The organism is Caulobacter sp. SL161, from assembly GCF_026672375.1.
In the GTDB taxonomy this organism is placed as follows: Bacteria; Pseudomonadota; Alphaproteobacteria; order Caulobacterales; family Caulobacteraceae; genus Caulobacter.
On record NZ_JAPPRA010000001.1, the window covers coordinates 874,807 to 890,581 of the forward strand.

14 protein-coding genes and 1 pseudogene are annotated in these 15,775 nt (G+C 68.0%); 2 read left to right on the plus strand and 13 right to left on the minus strand.

Annotation, left to right across the window (positions count from 1 at the left end; translation table 11 throughout):
- The first annotated feature begins 1 nt into the window (after position 1).
- Positions 2 to 1,291 (plus strand): metal-dependent hydrolase family protein, encoded by a 1,290-nt coding sequence (locus tag OVA11_RS04470; RefSeq protein ID WP_268066358.1) that lies wholly within the window; start codon positions 2 to 4, stop codon positions 1,289 to 1,291.
- A 36-nt stretch (positions 1,292 to 1,327) separates the two neighbouring features.
- Here the strand turns inward: OVA11_RS04470 and lpxK are convergent, their stop codons facing one another.
- The 5 genes from lpxK to OVA11_RS04495 are packed head-to-tail and all read right to left on the minus strand — an operon-like array spanning position 1,328 to position 7,187.
- Positions 1,328 to 2,335 carry a tetraacyldisaccharide 4'-kinase gene (gene lpxK / locus OVA11_RS04475; protein ID WP_268066359.1) on the minus strand — a complete coding sequence of 336 codons (1,008 nt, stop codon included), beginning with the start codon at positions 2,333 to 2,335 and terminating at the stop codon, positions 1,328 to 1,330.
- Positions 2,332 to 3,609, minus strand: a complete 1,278-nt coding sequence (locus OVA11_RS04480; protein WP_268068891.1) for a 3-deoxy-D-manno-octulosonic acid transferase — start codon at positions 3,607 to 3,609, stop codon at positions 2,332 to 2,334. The genes lpxK and OVA11_RS04480 overlap by 4 nt, the downstream gene beginning before the upstream one ends.
- On the minus strand, positions 3,579 to 4,622 hold the full coding sequence (locus OVA11_RS04485; protein WP_268066360.1) for a cation diffusion facilitator family transporter: 1,044 nt from the start codon (positions 4,620 to 4,622) through the stop codon (positions 3,579 to 3,581). The genes OVA11_RS04480 and OVA11_RS04485 overlap by 31 nt, the downstream gene beginning before the upstream one ends.
- Positions 4,623 to 4,653: 31 nt before the next feature.
- A complete protein-coding gene (locus OVA11_RS04490; RefSeq protein ID WP_268066361.1) occupies positions 4,654 to 5,367 on the minus strand; it encodes a lysophospholipid acyltransferase family protein in 714 nt (237 codons plus the stop codon).
- Entirely contained in the window at positions 5,364 to 7,187 is a 1,824-nt protein-coding gene (locus OVA11_RS04495; RefSeq protein ID WP_268066362.1) for an ABC transporter ATP-binding protein, read from the minus strand. Before OVA11_RS04495 ends, OVA11_RS04490 begins: the two co-directional genes overlap by 4 nt.
- A gap of 155 nt (positions 7,188 to 7,342) precedes the next feature.
- Between OVA11_RS04495 and OVA11_RS04500 the strand changes: the two are divergent.
- Positions 7,343 to 8,009: pseudogene (locus tag OVA11_RS04500) on the plus strand (fused DSP-PTPase phosphatase/NAD kinase-like protein).
- Positions 8,010 to 8,139: 130 nt separating this feature from the next.
- Here the strand turns inward: OVA11_RS04500 and OVA11_RS04505 are convergent.
- From OVA11_RS04505 to OVA11_RS04540, 8 genes are all read right to left on the minus strand, one after another.
- Positions 8,140 to 8,373: a DUF4170 domain-containing protein gene (locus OVA11_RS04505; RefSeq protein WP_012639934.1), complete on the minus strand. Its 234-nt coding sequence runs from the start codon at positions 8,371 to 8,373 to the stop codon at positions 8,140 to 8,142.
- A gap of 20 nt (positions 8,374 to 8,393) precedes the next feature.
- Positions 8,394 to 9,173 (minus strand): 3'(2'),5'-bisphosphate nucleotidase CysQ, encoded by a 780-nt coding sequence (locus OVA11_RS04510; protein ID WP_268066363.1) that lies wholly within the window; start codon positions 9,171 to 9,173, stop codon positions 8,394 to 8,396.
- A complete protein-coding gene (locus OVA11_RS04515; RefSeq protein ID WP_268066364.1) occupies positions 9,170 to 10,501 on the minus strand; it encodes a TldD/PmbA family protein in 1,332 nt (443 codons plus the stop codon). Before OVA11_RS04515 ends, OVA11_RS04510 begins: the two co-directional genes overlap by 4 nt.
- Before the next feature lie 55 nt (positions 10,502 to 10,556).
- A complete protein-coding gene (locus OVA11_RS04520) occupies positions 10,557 to 10,958 on the minus strand; it encodes an MAPEG family protein (RefSeq protein ID WP_010918199.1) in 402 nt (133 codons plus the stop codon).
- An 85-nt stretch (positions 10,959 to 11,043) separates the two neighbouring features.
- Positions 11,044 to 12,873 carry a M14 family metallopeptidase gene (locus tag OVA11_RS04525; RefSeq protein WP_268066365.1) on the minus strand — a complete coding sequence of 610 codons (1,830 nt, stop codon included), beginning with the start codon at positions 12,871 to 12,873 and terminating at the stop codon, positions 11,044 to 11,046.
- Positions 12,874 to 12,915: 42 nt separating this feature from the next.
- Positions 12,916 to 13,527, minus strand: coding sequence for a hypothetical protein (locus OVA11_RS04530; protein ID WP_268066366.1), 612 nt, complete (start codon positions 13,525 to 13,527; stop codon positions 12,916 to 12,918).
- A gap of 104 nt (positions 13,528 to 13,631) precedes the next feature.
- A complete protein-coding gene (locus OVA11_RS04535) occupies positions 13,632 to 14,210 on the minus strand; it encodes a hypothetical protein (RefSeq protein WP_268066367.1) in 579 nt (192 codons plus the stop codon).
- Positions 14,211 to 14,243: 33 nt separating this feature from the next.
- Positions 14,244 to 15,773 (minus strand): UbiD family decarboxylase, encoded by a 1,530-nt coding sequence (locus OVA11_RS04540; RefSeq protein ID WP_268066368.1) that lies wholly within the window; start codon positions 15,771 to 15,773, stop codon positions 14,244 to 14,246.
- Positions 15,774 to 15,775 lie beyond the last annotated feature (2 nt).

Sequence of the window (15,775 nt, forward strand, 5' to 3'; positions counted from 1 at the left end):
CGTGATGCGGAAATGGATGGCGGGCGCCTGCGCCCTGGTTGTGACGAGCGCGCTGGCCGGCGCCGCGAACGCTCAGGCGACCTTTGTCCAGGCGGGGCGCCTTCTGGCCGACCCTGCAACGGGCAAGGTCGAGACCGCCAAGACCCTGGTCCTCGAAAACGGCAAGGTGACGCGCGTCCTCGACGGCTATGTCGCCGAGCCCGGCGGCAAGGTCGTCGACCTTAAGGACAGCTTCGTGCTGCCCGGCCTGATCGACAGCCACGTCCACCTGACCGGCCAGCAGAACCCGAACGGACGCCTGCAGGCCGTGACGCAGTCGCCGTCCGACAGCGCCATGGTGGGGGCCGGCTTCGCTCGCAAGACCCTGATGGCCGGCTTCACGACCGTGGCCAATCTGGGGGCCAACAGCCAGGCGATCTTCGCCCTACGGGAAGGCGTCAAGCGCGGCGACGTGGCCGGGCCCCGCATCCTGGCGTCGGGCTCGTCGATCTCGGTCCATGGCGGCCATGGCGACATCAACGGCTATAGCGAGGACGTCATGCACGCCTTGCGGCCGGAATCGGTCTGCTCGGGCGCAGACGATTGCCGTCGCGCCGTGCGCGAACAGATCTGGCTGGGCGCCGACCTCATCAAGATCACGGCGACGGGCGGCGTGCTGTCCAACACCGCCGCCGGTCTGGCCAAACAATTCTCCGACGCCGAGCTGGCCGCGATCGTCGAGTCCGCGCACAGCATGGGCCGCAAGGTGACCGCCCACGCCCATGGCGGCGACGGCATCAACGCGTTCCTCAAAGCGGGCGGCGACTCGATCGAGCACGGCACCTATCTCGACAACGAGGGCATCGCCCTGATGAAAAAGTCGGGCGGCTATCTGGTGCCCACCCTGATGGCCGGTGACTTCGTGGCTCGGATCGCCTCGGGGCCGAACAACTATTTCACGCCGGCTCAGACCGCGAAGGCCCTGGAAGCTGGGCCCAAGATGCTGGACATGGTTCGCCGCGCCCACGCCGGCGGCGTCAAGATCGCCTTCGGCACCGACAGCGGCGTCTCGGCGCACGGCGACAACGCCGGTGAGTTCGCCCTGCTGGTCAAGGCGGGCCTGACCCCGCTGGAGGCCATCCAGACCGCCACGGTCAACGCGGCCTACCACTTCTCGCTGAGCCACGAGATCGGCAGCCTGACGCCCGGCAAGGCGGCCGACCTGATCGCCGTGAAGGGCGATCCTCTGAAGGATGTCACCGAGCTCCAGCGCGTGACCTCGGTCATCAAAGGTGGCGTGGTCTACAAGTGATCCGATCCTCCCCCGCTAGGGGGAGGGTTTTGGTCCCTACAGCCCGATGCTCTTCAGCAGTTTGTCCAGAGCGTCCGGATCGTCGAACCGGGCGCGCACGGGCCAGGGCGTGACCTTGTCGCGCCAGGCCGGGGGGAGCCGGACCCAATCTTTCTCGGTCGTCACCAGCCCCGCATCGTAGACCTTGGCGCGGTCTTCCAGGAAGGCGAGCGTCGCTTCGCTGTAGGCGCCGTGATCGGGGAAGGGGGCGAAGTCGACCAGCTGACAGCCGGCGGCGGTCAGGGCCTTCTCGACCTTCCAGGGCTTGGCGATGCCGGCGAAGCCGACCTGCGGGCCCTTGGGGACCGGGGCTGCGGCTTCCAGGCGGGCGACCAGCACGGGAATGTCGCCGAACGCGACCAGAAGATCGAAGTCCGGCTGCTCCATATCTACCGGCAGCAGGACGATCACCGCGTCCGCGCGGGACAGGCCGACCTTTAGCGGTTCACGCATCGGTCCTGCCGGGAAGACCCGACCGTCGCCGAACGGCCACTCGCCGTTGCGGGTCTCGCCGTCGACCACGACCAGCGACAGGGCCTTCCTGACACTGGGATTCTGGTGGCCGTCGTCCATGACGATCGCCTGCGCGCCCTTGCGCGCGGCCGCCCTGGCCCCAGCGACGCGATCGGTGGCGACCCACATCGGGAAGTCCTGCGCCAGCATCAGCGGCTCGTCGCCGACATCGGCGGCGCTGTGTCGCGCGGTGTCGACCTGGACCGGCCCCTTCAACTTGCCGCCGTAGCCGCGCGACAGGCCGTGGGCGGCGACGCCCCGCTGGGTCAGGGTCAGCAGTAGTTCCCGCACGATCGGCGTCTTGCCGGCGCCGCCCATGGTGACATTGCCCACACAGATCACCGGCGCCCCGACAATCGCGGGCTTGGCGCGGGCGATGCGGCGGCGGGTGGCTCCGGCCCACAGCCAGGACAGGGGCGTCAGCAGCGCGCGGGTGATCGGCGCAGGCGCGCCGCTCTTGACGTACCACCAGCGGGGCGTGCCGAGTTTCATGGAACGAGCTCAAGAATACGGGAAAGTCCGTCGCGCGCCTCGCGGTCGCGACGCTCGACGAAGTCGCGGGCCCGGGTCGCGCGCGCCCGCGCTGCGTCAGGATCGGCCAGATCGGCGGTGATCGCCTTCGCCAGGTCGCCTGGCGCGGTCACGACCACGCCGCCGACCGCTTCGAGGCCTGCATAGGCCGAGGTCCAGTTCTCGACAAACGGGCCGCTGATCGTCGGGCAGTCCAGTCGCGCGGCCTCCAGCGGATTGTGGCCGCCGATGTCGGGAACGAGGCTTCCGGCGATGACGCTGGTCCGCGCCAGGCGGAACCAGAGGCCCATCTCCCCCAGCGTGTCCGCGACGACGACGTCAGCGGGCTGTCCGGGCGACTGGTTGCGAAGCGACGCCGACAGGCCTCGCGCCTGGGTCAGGGCGACGATGGTGGGACCCCGCTCGACGTGACGGGGTGCGAGGATTACCGGGGGACGCTCTGGAAGCGCAGCGATGACATCCAGCGTGATCTCGTCTTCGCCAGGGTGTGTGCTGGCGATCAAAAGGGGCGGAATCGGGAACCGCGCCTGCTCCACCGCCAGAGCCGCCGGATCGACCGGCAGCGGCCCCGCGCCGAACTTCAGGTCGGCCTCGCCCGCGACCCTGCCGCCGAGACTCTCGAAACGCTGATGCGCGCGCGCGTCCTGGGCTAGGATCAGGTCGAAGACGGAAAGCAGCCGGCGCGCGGCTTGCGGACGGGTGGACCAGCCGGCGAAGCTGCGATCCGACAGCTTGGCGGAGACCAGCGCCAGGCGCGTCCCGGCGGCCTTGGCCTCAAGCAAGAGGTTCGGCCAAAGCTCGCTTTCGACGAAGACAGCGAGGTCGGGTTTCCACCGCGCGATGAACCGTCTGGCGGCCCCCGGCGCATCGACGGGCGCGTACTGGTGGATCGTGCCGGGCGGCAGACGCTTGGCCAGCAGGGCGGCCGAGGTGGTGGTGCCGGAGGTCACCAGCACGGTGACCTTGGGCTTCTCGGCGCGAAGGCGTTCCACGAGCGGCAGGATCGACAGGCTCTCGCCGACGCTGGCGCCATGCAGCCAGACGAGCGGACCATCAGGGCGGGGTGTATCGGCCCGCGCCAGCCGTTCGGCCAAACGGGCGGGATCCTCCTTGCCCCTGCGGGCGCGGTGGGTCAGCAGGGCCGGGGCGACGGGTTCGAGAAGGCCCGTGGCGGCCCGGTAGAGATTCAGCGCGTCTGGCCGGATCACACGACGTCCGCCGGCGCCAGGCGGCAGGCGTGCGCGCCATGGCTGCTTTCAACCTGGATGGTCACATGGCCGATGTTGAACCGGCTGGCCAGCTCGGCGCAGGTTTCGTGCAGGAACTGGTCGTGGTCGGCGTCCAGCGGTCGCACGACATGGGCGGTCATCGCCGTTTCGGTCGTGCTCATGGCCCAGATGTGCAGGTCGTGGACCTCGCTGACGCCCGGGCGCTCGGCCAGCCAGTCTCGGACCTTTTGGGTATCGATCCCGCGCGGCGTCGCGTCCAGGGCCAGGTCCAGCGAGTCGCGCAGCAGGCCCCAGGTGCCCAGCACGATGACCGCCACGATGACGAGGCTCACCACAGGGTCCAGCCACAGCCAGCCGGTGAAGGTCATGATCAGGGCCGCGATCACCACCCCGGCCGAGACGGCGGCGTCGGCCGCCATGTGCAGGAAGGCGCCGCGAATGTTCAGGTCTTCCTTGGAGCCCTTCATGAACATCAGCGCCGTGGCGGTGTTGATGACGATACCGATGGCCGCGACGATCATCACCGGGCCGGTCTCGATGGGCTGCGGCGCGGCGAAGCGACGGATGGCCTCCCAGGCGATGGCGCCCACCGCCACCAGCAGCAGGGCGGCGTTGGCCAGCGAGGCGAGGATCGTGCCCTTGCGCAGGCCATAGGTGCGCCGCGCGCTGGGCGCGCGCTTGGCCAGGATCGTCGCGCCCCAGGCCAACAGGAGCCCGAGCACGTCGGAGAGGTTATGGCCGGCGTCGGCGAGCAGCGCCAACGAGTGCGTGAAAATCCCCGCCCCCGCCTCGACGATGACGAAGCCGAGGTTCAGCGCCGTGCCGATCGCGAACGCGCGGCCGAAGTCCTTGGGGGCGTGATGGTGGTGGCCGTGATGCCCGTGGCCATGGTGATGATGCCCATGCCCATGCCCATGCCCATGCCCGTGCCCGTGGTCGTGGTCGTGACCATGATGGCCATGACCGTGGCCATGACCGTGGCCATGATCGTGAGCGTGTCCGTGGGCGTCTTGCGGCATGGGTCCTACATCCCACCAAGCGGGGGAGGGATCAATCTTTGGGCGCGGTTTCGCCGACAATGGCTTCCGCGCGGCGGGAAACGGCGCTCAGTCGCGCGCCCCAGGCCTCGACCAGAGCGTCGGGATCGTCGTCTCGACCGGCCTGAACGGGGCCGTCCCAGACCATGGCCGCCTTGGCGAAGGGCAGGGGGATGATGGTGCGGTCCCAGGTCTTCAGGCGGATGCAGGGATTGACCGCCACGCCGACGAACAGCACCGGCGCGCCGCTGACCCTTGCCAGGGCGATCGCGCCCTTCTGCATCACCTCGACGGGCCCGCGCGGACCGTCCGGCGTGATGGCCATGGCCCCGCCGTCCTTCACCCACTTGACCATGTCGCGGAAGGCCTGCTCGCCGCCCTTGTTCTTGTTGGTGTCGGTCTTCTTCAGCGACGAGCCCCGGATCGACGGCAGGCCCAGGCGCGCGATCACCCGGGCGATGAACTCGCCGTCGCGCGACTGGCTGACCAGGACGCGGATCTCGGGCTTGTCTGGTCCCTGCGGCCAGGTCGCCGGCCCGACGGGCACCCGCGAATGCCATAGCGCCAGGATCGCGCCGCCGCCGCTGGCTAGGGCCTCGGCCTGAACGCGGTCAGCGATCGCCTGGCCCTCGCGCGTCCAGCGCAGGGTCTTGTAGGTCAGCGCGATATAGCCCGAGAAGAAACGGGTCAGCGCGCCCATCACCCAGGGCGAACGAAGCGGTCTCAAGCCGTGATCTCCCCGTCCTGGTCGGGCGCCGGGTGGTCCAGATTCTGAGCCTTGGCGAGGCGCGCATAGAGACCGCCGGCGCGGACGAGCTCGGCATGCGAGCCCGTCTCCACGACCCGCCCCTTGTCGATCACATAGATGCGGTCGGCGTTCTTCACGGTCGACAGGCGGTGAGCGATCAGGATCGTCGTGCGGCCCGCCATCAGGCGCTCCAGCGCCGCCTGCACCTGGGCCTCGCTCTCGGTGTCGAGCGCGCTGGTGGCCTCGTCCAGCAGCAGGATCGGCGCATCCTTCAGGAAGGCGCGGGCGATGGCGATGCGCTGGCGCTGACCGCCCGACAGGCGCGCGCCGCCCTCGCCGACCGGGGTGTCATAGCCCTCGGGCAGGGCCAGGATGAAGTCGTGGGCGGCGGCCTGGCGAGCGGCCGCTTCGATCTCCAGCTGGCTGGCCCCGGGTCGGGCGTAGGCGATGTTGGCGCGGATCGTGTCGTCGAACAGGAACGGCTCCTGGGTGACCAGGGCGATGCGGTCGCGCAAGCTGGCCAGGGTCACCGACCGCACGTCGTGACCGTCTATGGTCACCGCGCCGGCGTTCACGTCGTAAAAGCGGGGGATCAGGTTCAGGATCGAGCTCTTGCCGCCGCCAGAGGGGCCGACCAGGGCCACGGTCTCACCCTTGCGCGCCTGCAGGTTGACGCTCGACAGGGCCGGAATGTCCGCGCCGTACGAGAAGGTCGCGTCGGCCAGGGCGATCATGCTTTCGCCCGGCGGCAGGGCCTTGGCGTCGGCCGGATCGACGATGGTTGGGGCCACGTCCAGGGCCTCGAACAGGCGACGGGCGGCGGTCAGCCCCTCGCTGAACACGGTCTGCAGGTTGGCGACCTGACGCAGGGACTGGGCCGCGATGCCCAGCAGGATCACGAACTTGAGGAACCCGCCTGGCGTGATCGGCGGCAGGGTGAAGGGGCCGACGACCAGCGCGCCGGTGATCGCCCGCCAGCCGGCGTAGGCGAAGACGGCGGCGATCACCAGCTGCGAGAAGAGTTCTGTGGCGGGAGCGGCCATGGCGCGGGCGTTGCTGCCCTTGATCAGGTGGCGCTGGCGGCGCTCGACCACAGCGGCGACGCGGGCCTCCTCATAGGCCTCGCGGTTCTCCATCTTGACGATCTTGACCCCGTCCAGGCTCTCCATGATCGCGGTGGAGAGGTTGGAGGTCTCGCCCATGGCCCCCTTGGCGGCCTTGGTCGTGCGCTTGGAGAAGTGGCGGATCACCCCGCTGACGCCCGGCACGATGATCAGCACGCCGGCGGCCAGGATCGGATCGCTGTTGAACAGCGCCCACAGGGTGATGGCGACGATCAGGGCTTCGCGGACATAGTTGATGACGCCGGTGGTCGCCGCCTCGCGGATCAGGCCGGCGTCGTAGAGCACCGAGGCGACATAGGAGCCCGAGTGAGCGCCGCGCAGGCGGGCCAGGTCCGCCCGGATCAGCCGGCCGAACAGGCGCGTCTGCATGTCCCCGACTACGCCGTTGCCGATGCGGTTGATCAGGCTGGCCTGGATCACCTGGAAGACGCCGCGCGCCACGGCCAGGCCAGCGATGGTCAGAGGCACCCAGATCAGGGCGCCGGGCTGGGGATGAGCGATCAATTTGTCGACGGCGGGCTCGACATATTCGCCCAGCATCACCGTCAGTCGCGCCACGATCACTGCGCTGATCATCGAGACCAGGAAGCCCTTCCAGCGCGGCTGGAGGAATTCGCGCCACATCCGGCCCATCAGGGCGCGGTTCGAGGGCTGCGGACGATCCTGTGCGGTCATGGGGGAGGGGTCGGATTTCGGGAGGAGGCTGTCAAGGACGCGCGGGACGCACTGGCGTCGAAAAGCGACGCTCTGAAGGCGGATCGTCGCTGGATTTTGCCTTTCGCGGGCTATGCCCCTACTTAGACCCAGATTTTCCGAAGGATCGCGCCGCCTTGGCCAAGTTCGACCTGACCACGCCCTGGGGCCGGTTCAAGACCTATCTCCACTATCTGTGGAATGACCACGCCTATCTGCGGCTGGGCTTTTCCAACGCCCACTGGATCAGCCCGGAGCTCGTCCGCGCCAACCAGCCCTGGCCGTTCCAGCTGGCCTGGTGGAAGAGGCGCGGGATCAAGACGATCGTGAACCTGCGCGGCGGCTTCGACGGCAGCTTCTATGCGCTGGAGAAGGACGCCTGCGAGCGCCTGGGCCTGAACTTCGTCGACTTCGTGATCACTTCGCGAGAGGTCCCGATCCGCGAGCGGGTGCGCGGCGCCAAGGAACTGTTTGAGCGGATCGAGTATCCGGCCCTGATGCACTGCAAGTCCGGCGCAGACCGGGCTGGGATCATGAGCGTGTTCTATGCCCACTATCGCCTGGGCCAGCCGATCACGCGAGGCGATGAAGCAGCTGGGCCCGCGCTACCTGCACATCAAGCACGGCAACACCGGCGTGCTGGACTATGTCTTCGAGCAGTACCTGGAGAAGGGCGAGCCCCAGGGTCTGAGCTTCAGCGACTGGGTCGAGAGCGACGACTACGACCCGGTCGAGATGAAGAAGACCTTCCGCGCCGGCATGCTGGGCAAGGTGCTGACCGACAAGATCCTGCGGCGGGAGTGAAGATGCTCCCCCGTGATACGGGGGAGCTGTCGCGGAGCGACTGAGGGTGCCAGCTGGAAATTGGCTGAGTTAGCCCCCTCCGGCCCTCTGGGCCACCTCCCCCGCGATGCGGGGGAGGAACTTAGCACCCTCACCCCTCGCTCGGATCCAGCAGCTTGTGGGCGTGGATGATGAAGTAGCGGGCGTGGGCGTTGTCGACCGTGGCCTGGGCCTTGGCCTTCCAGGCCTTGTGGGCCTCGTCGTAGCTCGGATAGGCGCCGACGAACTCGACCTTGGAGAGGTCACGGAATTCGACGCCCGCGACGTCCTTAAGCTCGCCGCCGACTACGATATGAAGAAGCTGCTTGTCAGGCATTTTGAGCAAGTTCCTGCGAGGAATTATGGTTATGGCAGCTCGATATGCCCGACACGGTTAAGGATCAATGGCGCAAGCGCGCGATTGGCGCAAACCAGGCTCGGAACCTGCGGAACGGGCCGATTATAGGCGTAGGGGCGGCCCTTGTGATCACTGAGCGCCGCGCCGGCGCGCTGGCAGATCAGGTCGGCGGCCGCCACGTCCCACTCGCTTTTGGGGGACAGCGCCACGGCGGCGTCGAACGCGCCGGCGGCGACGAGGCACGCCCGATAGGCGATGGAGTTGCGGGTCTCGATCCGCATGGTCGGCCACGGCTCGCGCCAGGCGGGGTGGGCGAACATCTTGGCGTCGCCCAGCATGGCCGCGCCTTCCAGCGCCTCGGTGGCGCTGGGGGCGATCGGCGCGCCGTTCAGAGTGGCCGGCCCCTGCAGGGTGGCGGCGTAGGTCTCGTCCAGGGCGGGGGCGTGGACCACGGCGGCGATGGGCTGGCCGTCCTCGACCACGGCGATCGACACTGCAAACCAGGGCTTGCCCTTCATGAAGGCGACCGTGCCGTCGATCGGATCGACCACGAACTGTCGTCCGGTCGCCAGACGCGCCGGGTCGTCGGCGGTTTCTTCCGACAGCCAGCCATAGTCCGGGCGTTCGGCGCGCAGCTCGGTGCGCAGCAGGGTGTCGACGGCGAGGTCGGCGTCTGTGACCGGCGAGCCGCCTTCCTTGGACCAGATCGTCAGGCCGCTCTCGCGCGCGCCGAGCGCCAGTTCGCCCGCCTCCCGCGCTGCGGCGATGATCAGGTCCAGGTCGTTCATTTGCCCGCGATCGCCAGGGCGTCGACCAAGAGGGAGGGGCTGTTGCTGGCGCCGCGGAACTCGAGATCCGAGCCCGGTACGAGGCGGGCGTAGATGTCGATCAGGTTGCCGGCGACGGTGATCTCGGTGACCGGGCCGGTGCTTTCGCCGTTTTCGAACCAGTAGCCCGAACAGCCGACCGACCAGTCGCCGGTGTTGCCGTTCAGCGAGGGGCCGAACATCGAGGTGACGACCAGACCCGTTCCGGCGTCCTGCATCAGCCCCTTCAGGTCCTGGGTTCCTGGTTGGAGCGTCAGGTTGTGGGTCGAGACGCCGGACGGACCCGCCAGGCCGCGCGAGGCGTGGCCGGTGGTGACCAGACCCAGCTGCCTGGCCGAGCTGGTGTTCAGCAGCCAGGTGGTCAGCACGCCGTCCTCGATCAGGGCGCGGGCTTGCGTGGCCACGCCCTCATCGTCGAAGGGCGCCGAGCCGAGGCCGCGCACCCGGTGCGGGTCTTCCAGCAGGTTGACGCCCTTGGCGAAGATCGCCTGGCCCAGCTTGTCCTTCAGGAACGAGGTGCCGCGCGCGATCGACGGGCCGGAGATCGCGCCCAGCAGCGGGCCGATCAGGCTCATGGCCAGGCGGTTTTCGAAGATCACCGGCGCGGTGGTGGAGGCGATCTTGCGTGGGTTCAGGCGGGCCACGGCCTGGCGGCCGGCCGCCATGCCGATATCGCCCGCCGCCGGCAGATCGCCGAAGTGGCGGGCCGAACGCCCCTCGCCGCCGCGCTCCATGCCAGCGCCCTCGCCCGCGATGGCCGAGGCCGAGATGGAGTGGCCCGTGGCTGCATGCGCGCCGTGGAAGCCGTCGCTGGTCACCAGGGCCCAGCGCGACGACGACCAAGTGGCCGAGCCGCCATCGGAATTGGTGACGCCCTTGACCGCGCGGGCGTGCGCCTCGGCGGTGCGGGCCTGGGTCTCCAGGGTCTCGGCCGAGGGCTCGTAGGCGTCGATCAGATCAAGGTCGGGGAACGGACCGCCCGCGAGGCGATCCTGGGGGGCGAGGCTGGCATAGGGATCTTCCGGCGCCAGGCGGGCCATGGCGACAGCGCGCTCGATCAGCTTGGCGCGGGCCTCGGACGAAATGTCGGAGCCGGATACGGTGGCGCTGCGCTGACCGATGAAGACCCGCAGGCCAAGGTCCCGCGCCTCCTCGCGCTCGACCTCTTCCAGCTCGCCCAGGCGAACGGAAACCGAAAGGGATTGGCGCTCGGCGAAGACAGCCTCGGCCGCGTCGGCCCCGGCCTTGCGCGCGGCGGCGACCACGTCATGCAGCAGATTATCGTCCATGCGGTCTTATGGACGTGATCTCCTCCCCCGTGCAACGGGGGAGGACAATTCGTAGCTACCCGATGGCCGACAGCAGCAGGGCCACACCGGCGAAGATATAGGCCAGCCAGGTCGCCACCATGCCCACGGCGCGCGGGATCGAGGCCCCGCCGCTGTTGGACAGGCCGATGGCGTGAACCACGCGGCCGGCGAACAGGATGAAGCCCACCACGTGGATCGCCAGGGGCGCGGCGCCGGCGACGGCCAGAACCGCCAGGGCGGCGATGCCCGACGGAATGTACTCCGAGGCGTTGCCGAAGGCGCGGATGGCGCGGGCGAGTTCAGGAATGCCCTCGTCGCCCAGGGCCACCTTGTGCTTCTGGCGCAGGCGCACGACCAGCAGCGAGAGGATCAGCAGCAGAAAGAGATTGAGGCCGGCCCAGAGCGCCGCAGCGTGGCCGGAAACGATCGTGTCCATGGTCTTTTCGTCGTCCTTACGCCCGCTCCCCCCGGAGCGGAGCGCCATATGAGGCCTTCCGCCCGGGATCGGCAACCCGGCGTGCCTATCGCGCGATTTCGCGGGCGATCGGGTAGAGCAGATGGTGATCGTCGTAGAACGGGGTGCGCTTGTAGAACCAGGCCAGACGCGCGGCAGGATCGGCGGCGAACTTGGGCTCCGCCGCCAGCTTGGCTTCGAACTCGGCCTTCAGCGCCGGGTCCGCCGCCATCATCTTCTCAGCCAACGGCGCGATGGCGTAGGGCTCGATATACTCGACGCGGCTCAGCACCTCGGGAACCATGCCCCAGGCGAACAGGCTCTCGCTGGATTGCGGTTCCAGCAGCAGCACGACCAGATCACCCAGCGTCTGGTCCGTCGACACGCGTACCGAGCCCTTGGGGAAGGTCCAGTCGCGGGTCTCGGTCGTCACCTTCTCCACGCTGATCTGGACGTGGCCCTCGTTGGCGCGCGTGGCGATCTTGGGATCGACGAGGCGGATCATCTCGACCTTCAGCGTTTTGTCGGCGGGCAGGGTTTCCAGCGTCACCCCGTGCAGCTTCAGGCGCTCGATGATGTCGGGGCGGTGGCTGGGCACATAGTAGGCCGCCGGGCGCTTGAGGGTCAGAGAGGGCTTGGAGCCGTAGAAGGGAACGTTCCAGATCTCGGGATCGGCCTCACCCAGCCAGCGTACTTCCTTCCGGCCCGAGGCGGGGCTGTCGTAGTACTCGTAGCGAATGCCCTTGAAGGCGCGCGTGTAGGCGGGCTTGGGATCAGCGACGAAGTTGGCTGGAATCTCGGAGGGGCGCAGGGCGCTATCGGTGGCGATCGCTTGCCGCAGATCCCCGCCCTTCTCGGCCAGCAGCTTCAGGGCCGTCTCGATGAACACATAGGTCCCCAGCACCCGCTGGGCGTGGGGCTTGAGGCTATGGTTCTCGATCAGGATGGTCGGGACGTGAGCCGCCGCGCCCCAGCCGTTCGAGAAGCGCTCACCCAGGCCCCCATCCGAGAAGCCGGCTTTCGGATTGTGTTCGTCAACGCCGAACACCAGCTCGCCCGGGATATGGCCCTCGGCTTCCAGGCTCTTGTTCATGGCGGGCTTCAGCACCCCGTCCAGCCACTTGGCGATGGCCGGCGAGCGGTTCCAGACGCCGTTCTCGCCGTTGAAGCCGTAGGTGACGTCGTACTGGTAGTCCATGCCGTCGGTCACGTGGACGTCGACATAGAGATCGGCCTTGTACTTGGCCTGCAGGCGCTTCAGCGCGCGCATCTCCGGCTGGTCCAGCTTCATGAAGTCGCGGTTGAGGTTCTGGTTAGTCGCGGTGTTGCGCCAGCCCTGGATGCGGGGGCCCCGCTGGTTGGGGCGCGAATAGGGGCCCGAACGCTCATGGCCGTCGACCGAAAGGATCGGGATCAGGACGAGGTTGACCTTGTCGAGCAGCCCGTCCTTGCCGTGGAAGGCCACGTCCCGCAGCAGCATCATGCCCGCGTCCTTGCCGTCGATCTCGCCGGGGTGGATGCCCGCCTGGACCAGCAGCAGCGGCTTCTTGGGATCCAGCTTGTCGCCGTCCTTGCTGGCGATCACCGCGAAGATCTCGCGGCCTTGCGGCGAGACGCCGAACGCCTCGACGCGGATCAGGGGGCTGGCCTTGTCCAGCTTCTGGAACCAGGCGCGGGTGTCGGCGTAGCTCGGCGAGAAATTGTGCTCGGCGTCGGCCTCGAACGGCGTCACCCACGGATCGGCCTTGTCGCGGATCAGCTTCTGGCTGGCGCCCTGCCAGTGCGGCGCCGGCGGCAGGAAGGCTTGGTCCCACGGGGCTTTGGAGGGCGAGGTCTGGGACATGGCGGGGGCTCCCAAGGCAAGCAGGGCTATGGCGAGAAGGGCTGTGGTGCGCATAGGGCGAAGTCCTCGCGCCTCCTGCGTCCGATGACAACCCACTTAGCCGCCGATCAGCGACCAGCCGCCTCGACGGACCAGCGCCTCGGCCGAGCGCACGATCTGCCAGCCTTGATACGCCAGCAGGATCGCCAGAGCGATCGGCGGGACCCAGCGCCATGGCGCCAGGGCCGCCACGAGGGTGACGATCATGAAGAGGGTCGTGCCGACCCAGAAGACGGGACCCAGGTTCAGCCGGGCGATCTCACCGTTGATGCTTACCAGCCCCAAGAACACGAGCGCGATCAGCAGGTTGGCCGCCAGAACGCTGAGCAGGACCAGCTTCCGGTGCGCCCAGAAATGGTCATCCAGGCTCTCGCCGGCCTTCAGCTCCCGTGGAAAGACCTGGGTGGCGGCGACATAGAAGGTGCTGGCCACCACAAGACCCAGGATCAGCAGGGCGTAGTTGTAGGGCGCAGGCCGGAAGATCACCCAGGCCTGGTTCCAGAAACTGGCGATGTCGATGGCCACGAACAGGGCGAGGAGCGGCGTCAAAAGGCCGAACTTCACCTGCCGACGACCGTCCAGCAGTCGTGCGAAGCCGCCCACCAGTTCGGCGACGGAAAAGCCCAGCAAGAGCCCATAAAAGCTGAAAAAGAACTCAAAGGCGTCCATCAAGGCTCTCGTGAGGGGATCCGGGCCGTCGTCGCGAGGGCCCGCGCCGCCGTGGCGTGCGAGGCCTCAGGGCTGTGCATCGCGTGAACGGTTTCGACGAGGCTTCAGATCGAAGGCAATCTGAGGAAAGAGGCGACGTTGACCGACAGCATCAGCACCATCAGTCCAAGGTTCGCCGCCTTGTTCCGCGTCAGCATGATCGCGCCGACGCAGGCGAAAAAGGTCAGGGGCTGCCAGCTCTGCGACAGGTTGGTCCAGAACGCGAGCCGCTGAGCGAAACCGGCGGGCGTCAGTGACGGCGTCACCTCGAACATCACCAAACCGGCTATGGCGATACAGGCCATGATCAGCCGGCGGTGTTGCAGGTAGACGGCGTCGAGATCGGGCTCTTGCGTAAGATCGCGCGGCAGGACGATCGCGGCCGCCAGATAGTACAGTGACGCCGCAAAAAGGCTAAGAACGACAATGAGATAGTTCAGCGGGCGGTCGTTGTAGAGCAGATAGGCCGTCACCCAGAAGCCGCACAGATCCGTCAGCAATACCGCGATCAGGACGGGTGTCAGCAGTCCGATCCGAACGCCCTTGGCGTCATGGGTCAGCCGGGCGACGCCGCCGATGATCTCGACCACCGACAGGCCCAGAACCAGCCCATAAAGCGAAAAGAAGAACTCGAACCCGCTCATCAATGGCCCCCCGACCGTTGTCGCCCCGCAAGCCTATTTCCAGATCGGCTTGCCGTCCCCCGGCAATCCCAGCCGGCCCCACATGTCGCTGACCTTGTCGACCACCGCCTGATCCATGCGGATCTCCTCTCCCCATTCGCGCTTGGTCTCGGGCGGCCACTTGTCAGTGGCGTCGAGGCCGATCTTGGAGCCGAGGCCGCTCTCGGGGCTGGCGAAGTCGAGATAGTCGATGGGCGTGTGCTCGATCACCGTGATGTCCCTTGCGGGGTCCATCTTGGTGCTGATCGCCCACATCACGTCCTTCCAGTCGCGGGCGTTGATGTCGTGGTCCACGACGATCACCCACTTGGTGTACATGAACTGGCGCAGATAGCTCCAGACGCCCAGCATCACGCGCTTGGCGTGGCCGGGATAGGCCTTCTTCATCGAGACCACGGCGATGCGGTAGCTGCAGCCCTCGGGCGGCAGCCAGAAGTCGACGATCTCGGGGAACTGCTGGCGAATGAGGGGAATGAACACCTCGTTCAGCGCCTCGCCCAGCACGCTGGGCTCGTCCGGCGGACGACCGGTGAAGGTGGTCAGGTAGATCGGGTCCTTGCGCATGGTGATCGCCGTCACCTGGAAGACCGGGAACTTCTCGACGCTGTTGTAGTAGCCGGTGTGGTCGCCGTAGGGGCCCTCGTCGGCGAACTCGTCCAGCAGGACATGGCCCTCGATGACGATCTCGGCATGGGCCGGCACCATCAGCGGCACGGTCTTGGCCGGGACAAGATCGACCTTGGCCCCGCGCAGCAGGCCGGCGAACTGGTACTCCGACAGGGTGTCGGGCACCGGCGTCACCGCCGCCAGGATGGTGCCGGGGTCCGCGCCCAGCACGGCGCAGGCGGGCAGGGGCTCCTTGGAGCCGGCCTTCTTGTGGCGGGCGTAGTGCTGGGCGCCGCCGCGATGGGCCAGCCAGCGCATGACGCACTTGTCCTTCGACAGGACCTGCATGCGGTAGATGCCGAGGTTGAAGTCGTCCTCGCGGTCCTTGCTGGGGCCCTTGGTCACGACCAGCGGCCAGGTGATCAGCGGCGCGGGCTCGCCCGGCCAGCAGGTCTGGACCGGCAGCTTGGAAAGGTCGATCTGGTCGCCGGTCAGGACGACCTCCTGCACGGGGGCCTTCTTCACCGTCCCCGGCCGCATGCTCATCACCGTCTTGGCCAGCGGCAGCATGTCGAGGGCGTCCTTGAGGCCCTTGGGCGGCTGGGGCTGGCGCAGGAAGGCCAGCAGTTCGCCGACCTCGCGCAGTTCGCCCGCCGTCTCGCGCGGCTCGCCGCCCAGGGTGACGCCCATGGCCACGCGCTTGACCGTGCCGAAGAGGTTGGCCAGCGCCGGCATCTCGGAACGCGAGCCATCGGGCAGCAGCACGTTCTCGAACAGCACCGCCGGGCCGCCGGTCGCCAAGAGGCGCGTCTGGATTTCGGTCATCTCCAGCACACTGGAGACCGGCTCCCTGACCCGCACCAATTCGCCCTTGGCCTCCAGGACGTCGATGAATTCGCGGAGCGATCGGTAGGCCATGG